The organism is Arthrobacter sp. 05T47, assembly GCF_056395825.1.
This window is the reverse complement of record NZ_JBFTKG010000008.1, coordinates 24878-42641: the sequence shown is the minus strand read 5'-3', so window position 1 is coordinate 42641 and position 17764 is coordinate 24878. Positions and strand designations below refer to the sequence as shown.

13 protein-coding genes are annotated in these 17764 nt (G+C 66.6%); 6 read left to right on the top strand and 7 right to left on the bottom strand.

Annotated features, from left to right (window positions below):
- Nucleotides 1-9: 9 nt before the first annotated feature.
- From alaS to AC1DEY_RS08320, 6 genes are all read right to left on the bottom strand, one after another.
- A complete protein-coding gene (gene alaS / locus AC1DEY_RS08345) occupies nt 10-2688 on the bottom strand; it encodes an alanine--tRNA ligase (RefSeq protein ID WP_476867543.1) in 2679 nt (892 codons plus the stop codon).
- Nucleotides 2689-2863: 175 nt separating this feature from the next.
- Entirely contained in the window at nt 2864-3130 is a 267-nt protein-coding gene (locus tag AC1DEY_RS08340) for a DUF6167 family protein (RefSeq protein WP_441409029.1), read from the bottom strand.
- Nucleotides 3131-3150: 20 nt separating this feature from the next.
- On the bottom strand, nt 3151-3525 hold the full coding sequence (locus AC1DEY_RS08335; protein WP_390202822.1) for a DUF948 domain-containing protein: 375 nt from the start codon (nt 3523-3525) through the stop codon (nt 3151-3153).
- 164 nt (nt 3526-3689) lie between these two features.
- Entirely contained in the window at nt 3690-4316 is a 627-nt protein-coding gene (gene rpsD / locus AC1DEY_RS08330) for a 30S ribosomal protein S4 (RefSeq protein WP_441409031.1), read from the bottom strand.
- A gap of 199 nt (nt 4317-4515) precedes the next feature.
- Nucleotides 4516-4914: a cupin domain-containing protein gene (locus AC1DEY_RS08325; RefSeq protein ID WP_441409032.1), complete on the bottom strand. Its 399-nt coding sequence runs from the start codon at nt 4912-4914 to the stop codon at nt 4516-4518.
- Between the two features lie 288 nt (nt 4915-5202).
- Nucleotides 5203-6729 carry a replication-associated recombination protein A gene (locus AC1DEY_RS08320; protein ID WP_476867542.1) on the bottom strand — a complete coding sequence of 509 codons (1527 nt, stop codon included), beginning with the start codon at nt 6727-6729 and terminating at the stop codon, nt 5203-5205.
- 162 nt (nt 6730-6891) lie between these two features.
- On the opposite strand from AC1DEY_RS08320, the gene AC1DEY_RS08315 reads away from it, so the two are divergent.
- Nucleotides 6892-7536 (top strand): acVLRF1 family peptidyl-tRNA hydrolase, encoded by a 645-nt coding sequence (locus AC1DEY_RS08315; protein ID WP_476867541.1) that lies wholly within the window; start codon nt 6892-6894, stop codon nt 7534-7536.
- A gap of 88 nt (nt 7537-7624) precedes the next feature.
- Here the strand turns inward: AC1DEY_RS08315 and AC1DEY_RS08310 are convergent, their stop codons facing one another.
- Nucleotides 7625-9325, bottom strand: a complete 1701-nt coding sequence (locus tag AC1DEY_RS08310) for an HNH endonuclease signature motif containing protein (protein WP_476867540.1) — start codon at nt 9323-9325, stop codon at nt 7625-7627.
- Between the two features lie 815 nt (nt 9326-10140).
- Here AC1DEY_RS08310 and AC1DEY_RS08305 point away from each other — a divergent pair.
- The 5 genes from AC1DEY_RS08305 (at nt 10141) to AC1DEY_RS08285 (ending at nt 17758) form a co-directional block, all read left to right on the top strand.
- Nucleotides 10141-12654, top strand: coding sequence for a galactose oxidase-like domain-containing protein (locus AC1DEY_RS08305; protein WP_476867539.1), 2514 nt, complete (start codon nt 10141-10143; stop codon nt 12652-12654).
- Nucleotides 12651-13379, top strand: coding sequence for a hypothetical protein (locus AC1DEY_RS08300; RefSeq protein WP_476867538.1), 729 nt, complete (start codon nt 12651-12653; stop codon nt 13377-13379). The genes AC1DEY_RS08305 and AC1DEY_RS08300 overlap by 4 nt, the downstream gene beginning before the upstream one ends.
- A 126-nt stretch (nt 13380-13505) precedes the next feature.
- The gene (locus AC1DEY_RS08295) at nt 13506-14795 is read left to right on the top strand and encodes a glycosyltransferase (protein ID WP_476867537.1); all 1290 of its coding nucleotides are present in this window, start codon (nt 13506-13508) and stop codon (nt 14793-14795) included.
- Between the two features lie 37 nt (nt 14796-14832).
- Nucleotides 14833-16473 carry an ArnT family glycosyltransferase gene (locus AC1DEY_RS08290; RefSeq protein WP_476867536.1) on the top strand — a complete coding sequence of 547 codons (1641 nt, stop codon included), beginning with the start codon at nt 14833-14835 and terminating at the stop codon, nt 16471-16473.
- A 25-nt stretch (nt 16474-16498) separates the two neighbouring features.
- Nucleotides 16499-17758: a glycosyltransferase gene (locus AC1DEY_RS08285; RefSeq protein ID WP_476867535.1), complete on the top strand. Its 1260-nt coding sequence runs from the start codon at nt 16499-16501 to the stop codon at nt 17756-17758.
- Nucleotides 17759-17764 lie beyond the last annotated feature (6 nt).

The following is a 17764-nucleotide window of genomic DNA, read 5'->3' as shown; positions in this document are numbered from 1 at the left end:
ATGGTTCCGCTATCGCCGGGTAATCGCGTCCACGACGGCGCTGAGGGCAGCTCCGACCTGGGCGGCGTCCGTGCCGCCGCCCTGCGCGACGTCGTCCTTGCCGCCACCGCCGCCGCCGAGGACACCGGCGGCGAGGCGCACCAGGGCACCTGCCTTGACGCCGGCTGCCCGGGCGGCCTCGTTGGTGGCGATCAGGATCACAGGACGGTCGTTGCTGACACCGGCCACCGCGACGGCGGCGGGCTCGGACCCCAGACGCGTCCGCAGGTCCAGGGCCAGCCCGCGCAGGTCATCGGCGCCGCTGACCTGCCCGGCGTCGTGGGCAATGACCTTGACGCCGGCGGCGTCCTTGGCGGTGCCGACCAGCTGGGCGGCGGCAGCGGTGAGCTGTTCCTTGCGCAGGCGCTCAAGTTCCTTTTCGGCGGTCTTGAGCTTGGTCAGCGTGCTGGCGATCCGGTCCGCGAGGAGTCCCGAGGGTACCTTCAGCATTTCGGTGAGCTCGGTGACGAGGGCGCGTTCGGCGGCGAGGTGCCGGAAGGCGTCCATGCCCACGAAGGCCTCGACACGGCGGTTTCCCGAGCCAACGGACTGCTCTCCGAGAAGGGACAGGCTGCCGATCCGCGACGTGTTTTCGACGTGGGTGCCGCCGCAGAGTTCGCGGGACCACGCGCCGTCGATCTCCACGACCCGGACTTCGTTGCCGTAGTTCTCGCCGAACAGCGCCATGGCGCCGAGTGCCTTGGCCTCAGCCAGTCCCATGATCTTGGTCTCCACCCGGAAGTTGTTGCGGATGGMGATGTTGGAAACTTCCTCGATCTCGGACCTGGTGGCGGCGCTCAGGCCCTCGCCCCAGGCGAAGTCGAAGCGCAGGTAGCCGGCCTTGTTGAAGGAGCCGCGCTGCAGGGCTTCCGGGCCGAGGATCTGGTGCAGGGCCGCGTGCACAATGTGCGTGCCGGTGTGGGCCTGTTCCGCGGCGTGGCGGCGTTCCCGGTCGACGGCGGCCTGGACCAGGACATCCGTGCCGATTTCGCCTTCGCGGACAATCGCCTTGTGCACGCTCAGGCCCTTGAGCGGGCGCTGGACGTCCAGGACTTCGACGACGAAGCCGTCGCCGGTGATGAGTCCGGTGTCGGCGGCCTGGCCGCCGGCCTCGGCGTAGAAGGGCGTCTCGGCCAGGACCAACTCGATTTCATCGCCGGTGGAGGCCTGGGAGACCTTGCGGCCGCCGGCCAGGATGCCGCGGACCTTGGATTCGCCCTGCAGGTCGGTGTAGCCGGTGAAGACGGTCTCGCCCTCGGCCAGGAGCTCCTGGAACGCACTGAGGTCGGCGTGGGCACCCTTCTTGCCCTTGGCATCGGCCTGGGCGCGCTGGCGCTGTTCGAGCATGAGCTTGCGGAACTCGGGCTCGTCGACCTTGAGTCCGGCCTCCTCTGCCATCTCCAGGGTGAGGTCGATCGGGAACCCGTAGGTGTCGTGCAGGGCGAAGGCATCGGCGCCGGAGAGCGGCCGGCCGGCGGACTTGGACTCCTTGACGGCGTCCTCGAGCCGTGCGGTGCCGGAGGCGATGGTGCGCAGGAATGCCTTTTCTTCGGCGTAGGCGATCCGGCTGATCCGCTCGAAGTCGGTCTCCACGATCGGGTAGACGCCCTTCATGGCGTCCCGCGAGGCCGGCAGCAGCTCCGGCAGGCAGGCCTTTTCGACGCCGAGCAGGCGCATGGAGCGCACGGCGCGGCGGATCAGGCGGCGCAGGACGTAGCCGCGGCCTTCGTTGGAGGGCGTGACGCCGTCGGCAATCAGCATGAGGGCCGAGCGGATGTGGTCGGCAACGACCCGCATGCGGACGTCGTCGGTGTGGTGCGGGTCTTCAGCGGACTCCGCGGACGTGTATTCCCGGCCGGAGAGTGCCGCGGCGCGGTCGATCACCGGACGGACCTGGTCCGTCTCGTACATGTTTTCGACGTCCTGCAGGATCATCGCGAGGCGTTCCATGCCGAGGCCCGTGTCGATGTTCTTCTTGGGCAGTTCACCGGTGATGTCGAAGTCCACCTTGGAGCGGACGTTGTCGATCTGGTACTGCATGAACACGAGGTTCCAGATCTCGACATAGCGGTTTTCGTCGGCGATGGGGCCGCCCTCAACGCCGTAGGACGGGCCACGGTCGTAGTAGATCTCCGAGCAGGGACCGGCCGGGCCGGGCTGGCCGGTGGACCAGTAGTTGTCCGCCTTGCCCATGCGCTGGATGCGCTCGGCGGGCATGCCCGTGTTCTTCAGCCACAGCTGCTCGGCCTCGTCGTCCTCTTCATAGACGGTGACCCAGAGCCGCTCCGGCGGCAGTCCGTACCCGCCGTCGTCCACGCTGGTGGTGAGCAGTTCCCACGCGAACTTGATGGCGTCTTCCTTGAAGTAGTCGCCAAAGGAGAAGTTGCCGCACATCTGGAAGAAGGTGCCGTGGCGGGCGGTCTTGCCGACTTCCTCGATGTCACCGGTCCGGATGCACTTCTGCACGCTGGTGGCCCGCTGGTAGGGGGCTTCCTCACGGGCAGTCAGGTACGGGATGAACGGCACCATGCCGGCCACGGTGAACAGCAAGGAGGGGTCGCTGGAGACCAGGGAGGCGGAGGGCACGGCGGTGTGTCCCTTGCTGACAAAAAAGTCGATCCAGCGCTTGGTGATCTCCTGCGACTTCATGAGCTGATTTCTTACCCTTCAATATTCACTGCGTTATGTGGCCCGCGTCTGTGCTGCGCGGGACAAGCTGAGGACCGGCACTGATCCGGGCCCCGTCGAACGGGGTCTCTTTTTAGGAGGTTCGGACATGCCGGCACGCCCTTAACGGGCACCGTACTTACTAATTCTCTCCCGGCTAGCGCCGGACCGCATCCCGGCGGGCAACGGCGCCGCCGGCAGCGATATCTGCTGCCGTGTCGATGCCAAGGGCAGTGCGGAGTTCGGCTTCCCGCTCCCCCATGCCTTCGCGGACGGCGTCGGCGAAGTCGAACAGTCCGTCCGCCAGCCGTCCCACGGCCCGGTTGAGCCCCTCGGGGCCGAGCGCGGACTGGGCTTCGGTGACCTTGCGGAAGGCGATGACGCCGATCGCGACGCCGATTCCCATCCAGATAATTCTGTTCATTTCAGGTTCTCCTGGCGGGCTTAGCGGCTGCGCCGGCCGGTGGCGGGCTTTTTGCGGGCGGAGAAGGCGGAGCGTACGCCGTAGCTGAAGGCAGCGACTTTGATCAGCGGCGATCCCACGGTGGCGGCCACCAGCGAGGACAGCGCCGAAATGTTGGCGGACGCGTCCGAGACGTTGGAGGAAATGCCGTCGACCTTCTTCAACTGCTCGTTGGTGGTGGTCACCGTGGCGGTGACCTCGTCCATGAGCGGGGTGGCGCCGTCGCTGATTGACCGGATGGAGGTCCGTACTTCGTCGAACACTCCCCCGAGCTTCAGGATCGGCACGGCGAGCAGCAGGACCAGGAGTGCAAACACCCCTGCCGCGATCAGGCCGGCAATATCGCCACCAGACATAGACACTCATCTCCTTGAACTGCAGTGGATAGCTGCTCGTTGTGTGCCCGGACGGATTCAACCGACGGACAGAATCAGCTCCCGGGGAACTCCCCCCAGTACCTTACATACAAAGAAGCCCGCGGCGCTTGCCACGGGCTTCTTTGTAGGTGTTGCCTTTTGAACTAGCGTGCGTAGAATTCCACGACGAGCTGCTCTTCGCAGGTCACGGGGATCTCGGAACGCTTGGGGCGGCGCACCAGGCGGGCCTGCAGGGCGTCAAGCTTGACGTCCAGGTAGGCCGGAACGATCGGCAGGACGTCGCGGTGGGCGCCGGCTGCTGCAACCTGGAACGGAGGCATGGTCTCGCTGCGGCTGTGAACGTGGACCAGCTGGCCCTCGGCGACGCGGAAAGACGGGCGGTCAACGCGGATGCCGTCAACGAGGATGTGGCGGTGCACAACCAGCTGGCGGGCCTGGGCGATGGTGCGGGCGAAGCCKGCACGCAGCACGAGGGCGTCGAGACGCATTTCGAGCAGTTCGATCAGGTTTTCACCGGTCAGGCCCTTGGTGCGGCGTGCTTCTTCGAAKGCACGGGTCATCTGGGCTTCGCGGATGCCGTACTGGGCGCGCAGACGCTGCTTTTCGCGCAGACGTACGGCGTAGTCGGAGTCCTGCTTCTTGCGGGCACGGCCATGCTCACCGGGGCCGTACGGGCGGCGCTCCATGTACTTGGCGGCCTTGGGGGTCAGAGCGATGCCGAGTGCGCGCGAAAGGCGTGCGGTACGGCGAGCACGAGTGTTGTTAGCCACTTGTGTCCTTCCAATATCTGCGGTGTGTCAGTGTTACTGGCCTCCACGATGGAGAGCATCGGCCAACCGCTGCCTTTTGCTACTGGGCACAGGGCAACCCTCATCAAATGCGGGATTCAATGGATTGTGCGTCCGTGCCTTGCCAGACAACGAACTAGCCTACCATGAGCGGGCCCATGGCCCGAAGCCAGTACCGAATTCAGACTCTGGCGTGCACTCCCCTGGCGCCGCTGCGCCCGAAGGACGCCGCACCCAGGAATTCCACGGCCACGAACGGCTTCGGGCCCACCACCCATTCGTCATGGCCCGGCGGAATCGCGTAGGTGTCGTTGGCGTGGATCGTGGAGTGCAGCCCTTCGGCCGATTCGACTTCCATTTCACCGGAGATGCAGACGCCCAGATGGTGGTGCTGGCACACGTCCGTCTGTTCGTAGGGTCTGGTGTTCTCCGACCACCGCCAGCCCGGGCCCAGGATCAGCCGTGCCACCGAGTAGTCGTTCACAGTGCAGAGATCGAATTCGGCCTTATCCGGGCACCGCTTCTTGTCGGGCACATCGAAGGACTTCACTGCCATGGCGGTAACGAAATTAATACTCATGGGACACTACCTGGGGACGGGGCGGGGACGTTCGCGCTGGATGAGCTGGAAGGGGGTGAGGCCGGCTGCGTTTGGGGGTCCGCGTATCAAGCCGGCGACGATAGCCGCGCTGTCCCCTGCGCCGCACAGGTAGTCAGCAGATCAATGCTGACGTAATTCCACGTTAGACCTCTTGGCCCCTATGTCAACGGCGGTTTCCGGCGCCGCATGGGCGCGGCGGAACAACCGCAGGCCAGCGGGGGGCCAGCCGCGAACCAGCCACAAACCAGCCGAGAACCGTGGTGCCGTTCACGTGCCGCGAATGATCTTCCGGAGCCGCTCGAGCCGCGTGGCGATGTCCCGTTCGGCTCCGTTGGCGGTGGGGACGTAGTAGTTACGTCCGACAAGGTCATCCGGCGGATACTGCTGCGTGGCCACGGCATGCGGTGCGTCGTGGGCGTACTTGTAGCCCTTGCCGTGACCGAGCTGTTTTGAGCCAGGATAGTGGGCGTCGCGCAGGTGGGCCGGTATGCCGTTGCCGAGGCCGGCGCGGACGTCGGCGATCGCCTGGTTGAGGCCCATGTACGCGGCATTGGACTTCGGCGCGGTGGCCAGGTGCACCACTGCCTCGGCCAGGACGATGCGGCCTTCCGGCATTCCGATCAGCTGGACGGCCTGGGCCGCCGCGACGGCGGTCTGCAGCGCCGTCGGGTCCGCCATGCCGACGTCCTCGGCCGCCGAGATCACGATCCGGCGGGCCACGAACCGCGGGTCCTCCCCCGCTTCCAGCATCCGGGCGAGATAGTGCAGCGAGGCGTCGACGTCGGAGCCCCGGATCGACTTGATGAACGCGCTGGCGACGTCGTAGTGCTGGTCCCCGGCCCGGTCGTAGCGAACGGACGCGACGTCCAGGGCCCGCTCCGTGTGCCGCAGCTGGATCGTGACGGGCTCCGCCGCTCCCGCGCCGGCTGTGTCACTGTCGGCTGCGTCGGTACTCCCTGTGTCCTTATCCGCAGTGTCATTGACGACCGCGTCGGCGTCGTCAGCGTCACCAAAGGCGACGCCGGCGGCCGCCTCGAGTGCGGTCAGGGCCCGCCGGGCGTCGCCGCCGGAGAGCCGGACCAGGTGGGCCAGTGCCTCGGCGCTGAGGACGGCTTTGCCGTTCAGTCCGCGGACATCAGCAACGGCGCGCTGCAGCAGGCCCTCGACGTCGGCGTCGGTGAGCGGTTTGAGGGTCAGCAGCAGCGAGCGGGACAGCAGCGGGGACACGACCGAGAACGAAGGGTTTTCGGTGGTGGCAGCCACCAGCACCACCCAGCGGTTCTCGACGCCGGGAAGCAGCGCGTCCTGCTGTGCCTTGTTGAAGCGGTGGATCTCATCGAGGAAGAGCACGGTGGTGGTCTTGTAGAGGTCGCGCGCAGTCAGGGCCTCATCCATCACGCGGCGGACATCCTTGACGCCGGCGGTGATTGCGGAGAGTTCGACGAATTTCCGGCCGGGTCCCTTGGCAATCACGTGGGCAAGGGTGGTCTTGCCGGTGCCCGGCGGACCCCAGAGGATAACCGAACTCGGTCCGGCGGGGCCGGTCGCGTTGGAGCCGGCGGCCAGTTGGCGCAACGGTGAGCCCTGGCCGAGCAGGTGCTGCTGGCCCACTACGTCATCCAGGGTGCGCGGCCGCATCCGGACGGCGAGCGGGCTGCGCGGCGAGGCCACCCCGGCGCCGGATCGCGGTGCCGACCCGGCTCGCCCGGATTCCTCCGCGTCGCCGTTGTCGTCCCCGCCGGCGTCGTCGCTTCCGTCGGCGTTGTCCCGCCCTGCGCCAAAGAGATCATCCACATAGATAGGCTACTTCTAGTTCCTGCCCGTCCTGTCACTCCTCCATCACGCACGTGGCACCCCTCGCCCCGCGCCGACCCCCTCATCTCGCCGCTCATCTGAACCGGCACCTGACCCCGCAAACTAAACCCGCACCTGACCCTGCAACGAAAGAGCCCTGCCATGCCCAGCCCCGAGACCCGTGTGGCCTTTGTCTCCGGAGCCCGGCTGCCGGGCTGGGTGGACCGCTTCACCGCGAGCCACGGCGCACTCAGCGAGGAGGAGACCGACGCCGGACTGGAGCTGCGCGCCGCGGACGGCGCTGTGGCCGTGCTGCGGGCGCCCTGGCCCGTGGACGGCCGGCCCGGGAGCGGCCGCGACGCCGTATCCCGGCTGGCCTCCCTGGCCGGCCAGCCGCGGAGCCTCGGTGCCGTACTGGTCCGCCGCGGCGGATATTCGGTGGCTGTGGTCAGTGGCGGCACTGTACTGGCGTCCAAGACCGGCACGCGCCACGTTCAGTCCCGGACGGCGGCCGGCGGCTGGTCCCAACAGCGCTTTGCCCGACGGCGCGCCAACCAGGCCGATGCCCTCGTCGAAGCGGTCGCCGAGCACGCCGCAAGGATCTTCGCCGAGCACCGGGTCGAATACCTGGCACCGGGCGGCGACCGGACACTGGCCGAGCAAGTGCTCGCCGAGCCCGTGCTGAAACGCTACGCCGGACTAACACGGCTGGCGTTCCTGGACGTCCCGGACCCGCGTGCCACCATCTTGAAGAAGGCCGCCACGGACCTGTGTTCGGTGCGGATCCTCGTGACCGACCCGGAGTAGCTGTCCCCGCTGCGTGGTTCCCGCCCTGCCGTCACCCGTTACGTTCGGGGCCGGCCGCCACTGGAATGGTGGGCACGCAACGGGTCGATCAGGCGCATTGGAGCAGGAAACTCTCCGGGAACGGGTCATCGGGTGGCACTGGCCGCCACGGATCGGTCGTATCTGCCACTGGCGTTGAACACGCGGCGGTAATTTCATGCCAGTCCGGGAACGGATCCGGGGGCAGTTCCAGGCTTAAATCGTCGCCGGGGTCAGGGCAGGAGTCCGGGCCCGGGTCCGGGCCGGGGTCCCCGGTGAGCGCCGGATCCGGCTGGTGTCCTGGATCGGTGGGCAGGTGGTGGTCGGCGATTGCGTCCGCGGTCAGGACGTGTTCGGGCCAGGACTCAGGCCACAGGGGTGGTTCCCAATCCTGGTGCTCGCTGGGGTAATGCCGGCCGGACGGTGATGTCCACCCTGGAGGGTTGTCCTTGCCGGCTCCGGTTGGTGTCCAGGCGGAGCCGTGTTTAAGGCGGTGGTGTTTCGGGCAGGGCTGGCCCAGGTTGGAGATGCCGGTGGTGCCGCCCTCGGCCCAGGCCAAGAGGTGGTCTGCCTCGTTGTCCAGGGACTGGTTGCTGCAGCCGGGGAAGGGGCACTTGCCGTCACGGAGGCGCAGCCAGCGGCGCTGGGCCTTGGTCAGACGGTAGCTCGTCCGTCCGATTTCCAGCGGGGCGCCGTCACGGGGGTCGGTCAGGACCCGGTAGAACGATCCGGCGCTTTCGCCGGCCAGTCGGCGGGCCATGGACGGCGGGATCGGCCCGTAGCCGTCCAGGACGGCGGGTTCCTCGGTGGCCCCCAGCAGCGCCAGGACGGGGACTGTGATCAGGACCTGCGCCCGCGGGGACGGAACGCCCCCGCACGCGCCGGGACCGCCGGCGGCCGTTCCACCCTGGGTGCCGGTGCGGGTGCGGGTGCCGGTGAGGAGCCAGGTGGCGGCAACGTCGGCGCGGAGCTGGCCGAGGTCCCGGGTCTCGGCCGGGCCCTGGAGGGCGCGGGCCGCGGCAGTGGTCCGTTCCCAGATTCCTGCGGCGGTATCGGCCGGGAGGTAGGCGGAGAGCCACGCCATGCCGTCCCGGTCCGGGAGGAAATCGATCCGTCGGTCCGCGGCGCACCTGGCGTGGCGTTTCTCGATGCTGACCGGGTGGTGGCGTTCGCGCCAGGCGCGGGCCTTGGCCCGGAACCTTGACGCCACGAGGTCCCCGGCCCGGCACCCGCGGGCGGGGTTCGGCGCGGCGGGATCCAGGAAATGCGCCTCCAGCCCGGCCGCCCCGGCCCCCTCCAGGCCGGCGGTTTCCTCGACGATGATCCGGGCGTGTTGCCATGAGATCGTCCCGGCCTGCAGGGCGGCCAGGGTCAGCGGCAGCGCCGTAGTCAACGCCACGGCATCCGAGAGCAGTGCGCCGGCGGTTCGTTCGCTGACTGTCAGGACACAGCCGACCTCGGCGACCAGCGCCATGGCCTGCGCGGCACGGTCCTGCGGGGATGCCTCCGGCGAGACCAGTGCCCCGGCGGCCCGGGCATAGCCGGCGGCCAGCTTCGCCTTCAGCGCGGCCGTCCGGGCCTCCAGCCGGGCTACCTCGGCCAGCCCGTTCAGGCAAGCATCCGCCATACAACGCAACGGATCCGCGCTGCGCAACTCGTCCGCGCCGGACTGAACTGTGCGGGCCGAAACCGTGCGGGCATGAACAGTGCGGTCAGCCTCGTCGCCCGCGAGGGCAATACACGCCGCGGCAGATGCGGCGACGGCCTCCACGGCCTCCCGAAGTTCCCCGCTCCAGCTTTCCGCGCTGCAGGTTTCCGCACTGCAGGTTTCCGCACTGCAGGTTTCCGCACTGCACGTTGCCGAACTGCAGGTTTCTGCGCTCCTGCTTCCTGCACTCTGCGCTGTTGCGCTTTCCATACCCAAAGCATCGCAGGAGGCTATGACACTTTTGAGTTGGTCAGGATGCGGGGCAACTCCGCGACTGGCTGTTTGTCCGTCCGACGGCGGCGGGCTCACCGCCGTCGTCCCCCAACACCGCTTACACAGACACACAGACGATCATGTCTCGAGAACGCCGCTGGCCACATCGAGACAGACCGCCCCCACCGCCAATGGAGGGCCTCCGGCCCCGAGATCCGCGTCGCCTCCCGGTTCCCGCGCTGACGGAAACCGACACTTTGCCGCAGTTTCTGCCATTTTCGCTGCGTTCCCGCCGTTTTGCTGCGCCCCGGCCGTTCCCCGCCGTTGCGCTGCCCGCCAACGCCTTCCGGACGCCGGCCAGCCGGACCGGCCGCTGACCTTGGCCTCCACAAAATATCCAAGTAGTTCAGCAGCTTCGGCCGCCACCACCTGAGTACCCGCCGCTGTCCGGCGCCTCGGGAATTCGAGTAATTCCTACTCGTTTCCCCTGCTTTTTGCCGCCCATAGACTCGGGCACATCCCTTGCCACTGACATCAATCGCTATTGGGGAATTCAATGTGCAACATTGACCAACCGGTTCCCAGAATGACAAATACGGAATCACCACCCGCCGCAACCCGCATCGGCAACAGAAGAATATGCAACGCACAGAATGCGACCGACGGTGGATAACCAAAAAAGCCCCCGGCGATTCATTGCACTCATCCTGGCGCTCCTTATTCCCCTGAACTTCTTAGTGGGCGCCGTTGCCGTGGCGGCAGACGCCGTCAACCTCGTGAAGAACCCGTCTCTGGAGGAGGGTACCGTGGACGCGACTTGCTTCAAGCGGGCCGGCTGGGGAACTGAAGGGAACTGGAATTTCGTCGCCGGGCGGCTCGGCGGCCGGGCGGCCTCTGTCACGCTCCAGGGCCACACTGCAGGCGACCGGAAGCTGCTCCAGGAGGAAAGTGCCCAGTGCGCTCCCTCCGTGGTCGCGGGCCACGGCTACACCATTCAGCTCTGGTACAAGTCCACGGCACCCGCGTCACTCACGCTGTTCCGTCATTCCGCCCAGGGATGGAGCTACTGGGGCGACATCGCGCAACAGGCACCGGCAACGGACTGGACGCTGGCCGCTGCCCCAACACCCGCAATCCCGGACGGAACGGACTACATAAGTTTCGGGCTTTCACTTGGAACCGACGGAACCCTGGCCACGGACGACTATTCCCTGACTGAAATTCCTGCACCGACACAAAACACCAGCGAATTGATAATAAATGGAAATCTCGCCGACGGCACCCCAACACCGGATTGTTTTATGCTCGCCGGCTGGGGAAACCGACAAATAGCGACCTCACTCTCAAATGATGTTCCGCCAAATTCATCCGCCGGAACCAGGTCCTTCGCCATTAATGTCACGAATTATCAGTCCGGGGACGCAAAACTAATCCAGTCGGACGCGCCGGGTTGCGCACCCGCCGTCACGCCAGGGGAACAATACGACCTAAAAGTCGACTACAAGTCCACCGCGGCGGGCCCCTCCGGCCTGACTGTCTTCAGCCACACCGCCGCCGGCTGGCAGTACTGGACCGACCTCAAGGAACTGCCGCCCGCCTCCGGCTGGACCACGGGACAGGCGCGAACGCCTGCGATCCCCAGCGGCGTCGACCGGATTTCCTTCGGGGTATCCATCGCAGGCAACGGCACGGTCTCGACCGCTCACTACTCGCTGGTCAAATACGACGCAGCAGGACCGCCCCCTACCGGCGGCCCGGACGCCGTCGGATCCTGGGAGACCCTTTCCTCGCAGCTGCCCATCCGGGCGCTTCACTCGACCCTGCTCCACGACGGACGCGTGCTGCTGATCGCCGGTTCGGGCAACAACGAGCCGAACTTTAACGCGGGCACCTTCCGGGCCGTGGTCTGGTCGCCCACCACCAACGTTTTCAAAGACATCCCCGTGCCCTACGACATGTTTTGTGCCGGACACGTGACCCTGCCGGACGGGAAAGTCCTCCTGGCCGGCGGTACCCAGGCGTACCCCACCTCCAACGCGGGGCCCACGACCTTCCAGGGATCCAAGAAGAGCTACTACTTCGACCCCGCTGACGACACCTTCCATCCGCTCTCCGACATGGCCGGCGCGCACTGGTATCCGTCGCTGACGAAGCTGGGCAATGGCGATATCTGGTCCGCCGGCGGGCTCGATGAAAAGGCCCAGGGCACCGTGTTGACCGAGATGTTCGACACCTCGGCCATGAGGTGGCTGCCGCAGAACCAGGTGCCGCAGACGTGGAGCTTCTGGGGCACCTACCCGCACATGTTCCTGCTCGAAAACGGCAGGATGTTCTACTCCGGTGCCCACACTTTCGGCAACGGACTGCCGGGGACGGGATCGTCGATCTACGACTGGACCACCGCGCAGATCTGGGACGTTCCCGGGCTGCGGCAAAAGGATCTCAGGGACCAGGCCGGCTCCGTGTTCATTGGTCCGGTCCAGGACCAGAAACTCATGATCGTGGGCGGCGGCAACGCCGACGGCAACACGCCCGGCATCAACCTCGTGGACCTCATTGACCTCAAGCAGCCCAGTCCGCACTACGTGCCCGGACCGGACCTCCCCGGACCCGGCAAGATGTACGTCAACGTCCTCAACCTTCCCGACCGTACCGTGCTGGCCGCCAACGGCGCACAGCTGAACCGTTCGGGGAACATTCAGACCGCGGCCATCTACACGCCGTCGACGAACTCCTGGAAGACTGTGGCGGCGGATCCTGTTGGCCGGAACTACCACTCGACATCCATCCTTCTGCCGGACGGCCGTGTGGCGGTCCTGGGCTCCAATCCGCTGGATAATTCCTTCGAGGCCAGGATCTCGGTCTACAGTCCCCCCTACCTGTTCAAGGGTGCCCGTCCCACCATCACCGCGGCCCCCAGCCAGATTGGCTACGGCCAGAATGTGCAGATCGGTGTCACGGGCAATGTCACGGCCGCCTCCCTCATACCGCCAATGTCCCAGACGCATCAGACAGACACCAACGCGCGCGTCGTGGATCTGCCCCTGGCGGGCACAGGTGCGAACCGCACCGCCCAAATTCCCAGCAATCACAATCTCGTGCCGCCAGGGCCGTACATGCTCACTGTCTTGTCCGCCGACGGAATCCCGAGCGTCGCCCGTTGGGTGTGGGTTTCATGAAACGCGTCACCGAGGCCACGGCAGGCTCAGCACGGGGAGGACGCGGGGCACGCCTCGTCGTCGCCCTCACAGCGGCGGGCCTGGCAGCGACGGCGGCCATGGTGTGGGGCGGGATGTCCGCGATCGCCACTGTCAGCGCCGTCAACGCCGGTCCGCGCGTGAGCCAAGGGCCATCGGCCGCCGAACAGGCCGCCGGGTACGCAAGCGCCCGGCCGGGGCAATCCGCTACAAAGGACGCCACAAAGGACTCCCCCAAAGACGCCGCCGGCTCAAGCAAAGCGCCGCAGCTTGGGCCCATGCCGGCTCCTGCGAACCAGGCGTCCGCGGCAGCGGGCGACACACCGGAAGTCTCCCTGGCGGAGGCGGCGCGGACACAAACCGGTTCGGCCGCCACGTCGCCGGAGGGCGGCAATTCCACGGGCCTCAAGCAGCGGGGCCCCGTTGACCCGGCGGCGGTGCTGTCCGGCGCGAGCGTATCCCTGGGCGGCTGTCTCCCCCAGTACGGCGCCGACGGACAGTGCCTTCCCGCCATTCCGCCGAGCATGAGCCGGCATCTGAAGGAGATGAAAGACGCGGGCCTCGATCCCGGGTCCATGCCACATTCCTGGACCTGCACCGAGGTCCGTACTTACTTCAAGGGCGGACTGCCAGTGCGCAAAGCGCATGTAGATCCGCAAAGGCTCGACGCCAACCATGACGGCGTCGCCTGTGGCGCGGCCGACTAACCGCCCGCCAGATCCCGGACGCTCCCACGGTCCGGCTGACTATCTACCCGGCTGACTATCCACCCGACTGGGGATCCCGCCCGCTTAGGCGATCCCCTGCGTCCGCCCACCCATTGGAGCTCCGACATGTCCGCTACGTTGCTGGCCAGCGCCCTGGTCCTCATCATCGCCATGGCGCTCTTTGCCATCGCTGTGTCCACCCTCTACCTGAACACCTACGCGTGGTGGGACCCCCAGACGCAGGTCAGGACCTCCTACTCCGGCCTTCAGTCGACAGAGGGGTATTCGTTTTCCCTGATCATGCCGTGCCGCAACGAACGCGAAGACGTCATGCGTGCCACGCTGGCAGCGCTCCTGGCACAGACGCATTCCAGCAAGGAGATCATCATCTCGGTCGGACATGACGACACCGAGACGGTGGGGATCGCGCACAAGCTTGCGCGGGAGTTTCCGGAGTTCGTGCGGATCAGCGTCGACGTCAGCGAGAAGAAGAACAAGCCGCGGCAGTTGAACAAGGCGCTGTCGATGTGCCGCAACAGCGTGGTTGGAGTCTTCGATGCCGAGTCGATCGCCGCCGAGGAGTTGCTGGCCCATATCGACAGTGTCTTCACCACCAAGAACGCCGACGTCGTCCAGGGCGCCGTGCAGCTGATCAACTACAAGGACACGTGGTACTCACTGCGGAACTGCCTGGAGTACTTCACCTGGTTCCGGTCCAGGCTGCACGCCCATTCCCGGCAGGGATTCATTCCCCTCGGCGGGAACACCGTGTTCATCAAGCGTGAACTGCTCACGGCCGTGGGCGGCTGGGACGGCTCCTGCCTCGCCGAGGACTGCGATCTCGGGGTGCGCCTGTCCACACTTCGCAGGAAGATCGTCGTCGCTTACTCGCCCCAGCTGGTCACGCGTGAGGAAACGCCGGACAGCCTTTCCGGGCTGATCCGGCAGCGCACCCGCTGGTCCCTCGGCTTCATGCAGGTCTTCGCCAAGGGCGACTGGAAGGCCCTGCCGTCCCGGCGGATGCGGACCATCGCCTGGTGGACACTGATGCAGCAGCATTTCATGGCGCTGGCCGGGGTCTGCATCCCCCTCGCAATCGCCGCCGCGATCTGGGGCAAGTTCCCCCTGGTGGTCACGCTGGTCACATTCCTTCCGCTGATTCCCACGCTCGTGACGGTCGCGTTCGACGTCTGCATGCTCCACGAATTCGGCCGCGACCATAAGTTCGCCATCAGCTGGTACGACTACTTCCGGCTGATTGCCGGCACTCCCCTGTACCAGATGGTCCTGGCCTTCGCCGCCCTGCGGGCCCTGTTCAAGTTCGTGCGGCGCGACTTTGCCTGGGAAAAGACCGATCATTCCGGATCCCACTTGGCCTACCTCCTCCCCGGTGCCGCCGAGCCGGCCCGGCAGTAGCAAACACTTTCGTTTCAACAGCCCCTAGGAGGCAGTCATGGCAGCCACGGAACTGAAACCTGGTCCACGCACAGCACCCACAGCGCCACCGGCATCGGCCGGCCAGTCGGATACTTCGGCCGTACGGACCCCCAAACACCGCGGCACGGCGCATGGCGCTCCGTTCAACGTGAGGTACCTCCCGCTGTGGGACCGGATTGCCCTGGCTGCGCTCACCGTCACCGCGGCCGTACTCAGCCTGTGGAATCTCGATGGGGCGCCAAGCTACCAGGACGACGAGGGCACCTACACCTCCCAGGCCTTCGCCGTGCACTCCGGCTCCCTTGCCCCGTACACGTACTGGTACGACCACCCGCCGCTGGGCTGGATCCAGATCGCGGCGCTGAACTGGCTTCCAGGTCTCCTCAGGCTCGGCGACGGCACCACCATCGGCGCCACCAGGTACGTCATTTCGGTGTACTTCGTGGCCAGCGCAGTGCTGCTCTACATGGTGTCCCGCCGCATGAACCTGAGGATTCCATTCGCCGCACTGACCACAGTGCTCTTTATCCTGTCACCACTCTCGCTCGTGCTCGGGCGGCAGATCTACCTCGACAACATCGGCGTGCCCTGGCTCCTGCTGGCCTTCTACCTTGCACTGTCATCGCGGGACGCGCTGTGGCACCACGTGGGCGCCGGGCTCTGCTTCGCGATCGCGGTCCTCTCCAAGGAGACCCTGTCCATCTTTGGCCCCGCCCTGCTGCTCGCCCTGATCTACCGGCCCAAATGGAGCAACAGGTCATTTTCGGTGGTTGGCTTCCTCACCGCCGGCGGACTGCTGCTGGCCTTCTACCCGCTGTCGGCGCTGCTTCGCAATGAGCTGCTCTCGGGACCCGATCACGTCTCGCTCCAGGACGCCCTCGCCTACCAGCTCCTGAACCGGTCCGGCTCCGGCACCATCTTCCAGGCCGGTTCCAGCCGCGCGGAGCTGCTCTCAGGCTGGCTCTACTTTGATAAGTACCTCATCGCCGCCGGGCTGGCCGCCGCTGTCGTCTGCCTGCTGCGCAAGCGGTCCCGGATCCTGTTTATCGCCATTGCCTCCTTCGCCACCCCGATCGTGCTGGGCCAGGGCTATCTCCCCGCGATGTACATCATCGGCGTGATCCCGTTCCTGGYGCTGGCATGCGGGTCGGCCGTGGACATCGCCTGGAGCGGCGTGGAAAGACTCGTGCACCGCGCGCAGCGCCTGGCCCGGCCCCTGCGGGCGGGGTTCGTCGCCGTCCTCTCGGCATCACTGCTCCTGATGTCCCTGCCGCAGTGGTTTGAGCAGGACAGAACGCTCCTCACCGCCGAGACCAACTCCAACTGGCGCAGCACCATGACCTGGGTCCAGCAGAACGTCTCACGCAGCGACGTCGTCCTCGCCCCCTATTCCATGTGGCACGACCTGAATTCCAGCGGCTGGAACAACGCATGGACCATGATCGCCACGGAGAAACCCGACCTCGACAAGCAGTTCGAGATCGAACGGCCAGGCGGGTGGAAGGAAATCCGCTGGATCATCGTGGGCCCGTCCGTCACCGCCAACATCGATTCCCTGGGGCTGACCCGGGTGAAGATGGCCCTGCAGAACTCCGAGCAGGTCCAGACCTTCGGCGAATGGAGCGTACACCGCGTCATCAGTCCCCCGTCCACCTAGGACGCAGACCAACAGGACGGCAGCCATGAAGCTTTCAGTCATCGTCCCCACCCGCAATGAGGCCCCGAACGTCCAGCAATTAATCGGCCGGGCCGCCGAGGCCTGCCGCGACATCGACGCAGAGCTCGTGTTCGTTGACGACTCAACGGACAACACCCCGGAAGTCATTGCGGCCGCCGCGGCATCGCAGCCCATGCGCATCCGGGTGATTCACCGCGAGGCCCCCACCGGTGGCCTGAGCGGCGCCGTCGTGGACGGCGTGCGTTCCAGTGCCGCCGAGTTCTGCATGGTGATGAGCGGCGATCTCCAACATCCACCCGAGCTCATCCCCGTCCTGCTTGCGAAGCTTGAAGGCAACGACGCCGACGTCGTTGTCGCCTCGCGCTACGGCGCCCGCGGCACATACGACGACGGCGGTAACGACGGCGCTAGACCCGCCGACGGCGGTAAGGACGACGGCGGTAACGACGGCGGCGGCGGCGCGGCCACCTGGTCCCGCCGGGTTGTCTCCGTCGGGGCCACGCGCATCACGCTGGCTCTGTTTCCGCTGCGCCTGCGGGGCTGTTCGGACCCCATGACGGGGTACTTTGGCCTGCGGCGCTCCGCCATCGAGTGCAGCGCGCTGCGTCCCAGCGGGTTCAAGATCCTGCTGGAAATCCTCGCCCGGCACCACCTCACGGTGTCCGAGGTTCCGTTTACGCCCGGGCCGAGGACCGCGGGCAGGTCCAAGGCGGGCGTAGGCCAGGGACTGCGTTTCCTCCGGCAGCTCGGCGAGCTGCGCGCGGGAACGGCCATGCTGTTCGCCGGGGTGGGGGCTGTGGGCGCCGTGCTGAATCTTTTGATCATGGCGTTCCTGCTCTCCACCGGCACCAACTTCGTCGCGGCGGCCATCGTTGCCGCGGAGCTGACGATTGTCTCGAACTTCCTGATGCAGGAAAACATTGTCTTCGGCACCCTGCCGCAGAAGGCCAACGGGTTTCGGACCCGGTTTGCCCAGTCGTTCTGGTTTAACAACCTGGAGGCCCTGGCCCGGCTTCCCGTACTGATGCTTGCCGTCAACGTCCTGGTCATCGACGCCGTCCTGGCGCAGGCTGCGACGCTCGTGGCGGCGTTTGTGGTGCGGTATTTGTACCACTCGAGGATCGTMTACTCGGCCASGCCGGCGCCTGCACCCGGYGCAGCACCGGCCGCGAACGGCGGCTTGGGGTTCGSCSGCGGCCGCATGCGCCTCCKCCGGCAGCTCGCGCGCAGCCTCGGGACAGGCCGGCCCGGAACGGGAACCTGACGGCTG

Bases quoted from the DNA above. Each gene is read 5' to 3' on its own strand.
- AC1DEY_RS08300 (WP_476867538.1), top strand. From the start codon at position 12,651: ATGAAACGCGTCACCGAGGCCACGGCAGGCTCAGCACGGGGAGGACGC.
- AC1DEY_RS08335 (WP_390202822.1), bottom strand. From the start codon at position 3,525: ATGTCTGGTGGCGATATTGCCGGCCTGATCGCGGCAGGGGTGTTTGCA.
- AC1DEY_RS08295 (WP_476867537.1), top strand. From the start codon at position 13,506: ATGTCCGCTACGTTGCTGGCCAGCGCCCTGGTCCTCATCATCGCCATG.
- AC1DEY_RS08340 (WP_441409029.1), bottom strand. From the start codon at position 3,130: ATGAACAGAATTATCTGGATGGGAATCGGCGTCGCGATCGGCGTCATC.
- AC1DEY_RS08315 (WP_476867541.1), top strand. From the start codon at position 6,892: ATGCCCAGCCCCGAGACCCGTGTGGCCTTTGTCTCCGGAGCCCGGCTG.
- AC1DEY_RS08325 (WP_441409032.1), bottom strand. From the start codon at position 4,914: ATGAGTATTAATTTCGTTACCGCCATGGCAGTGAAGTCCTTCGATGTG.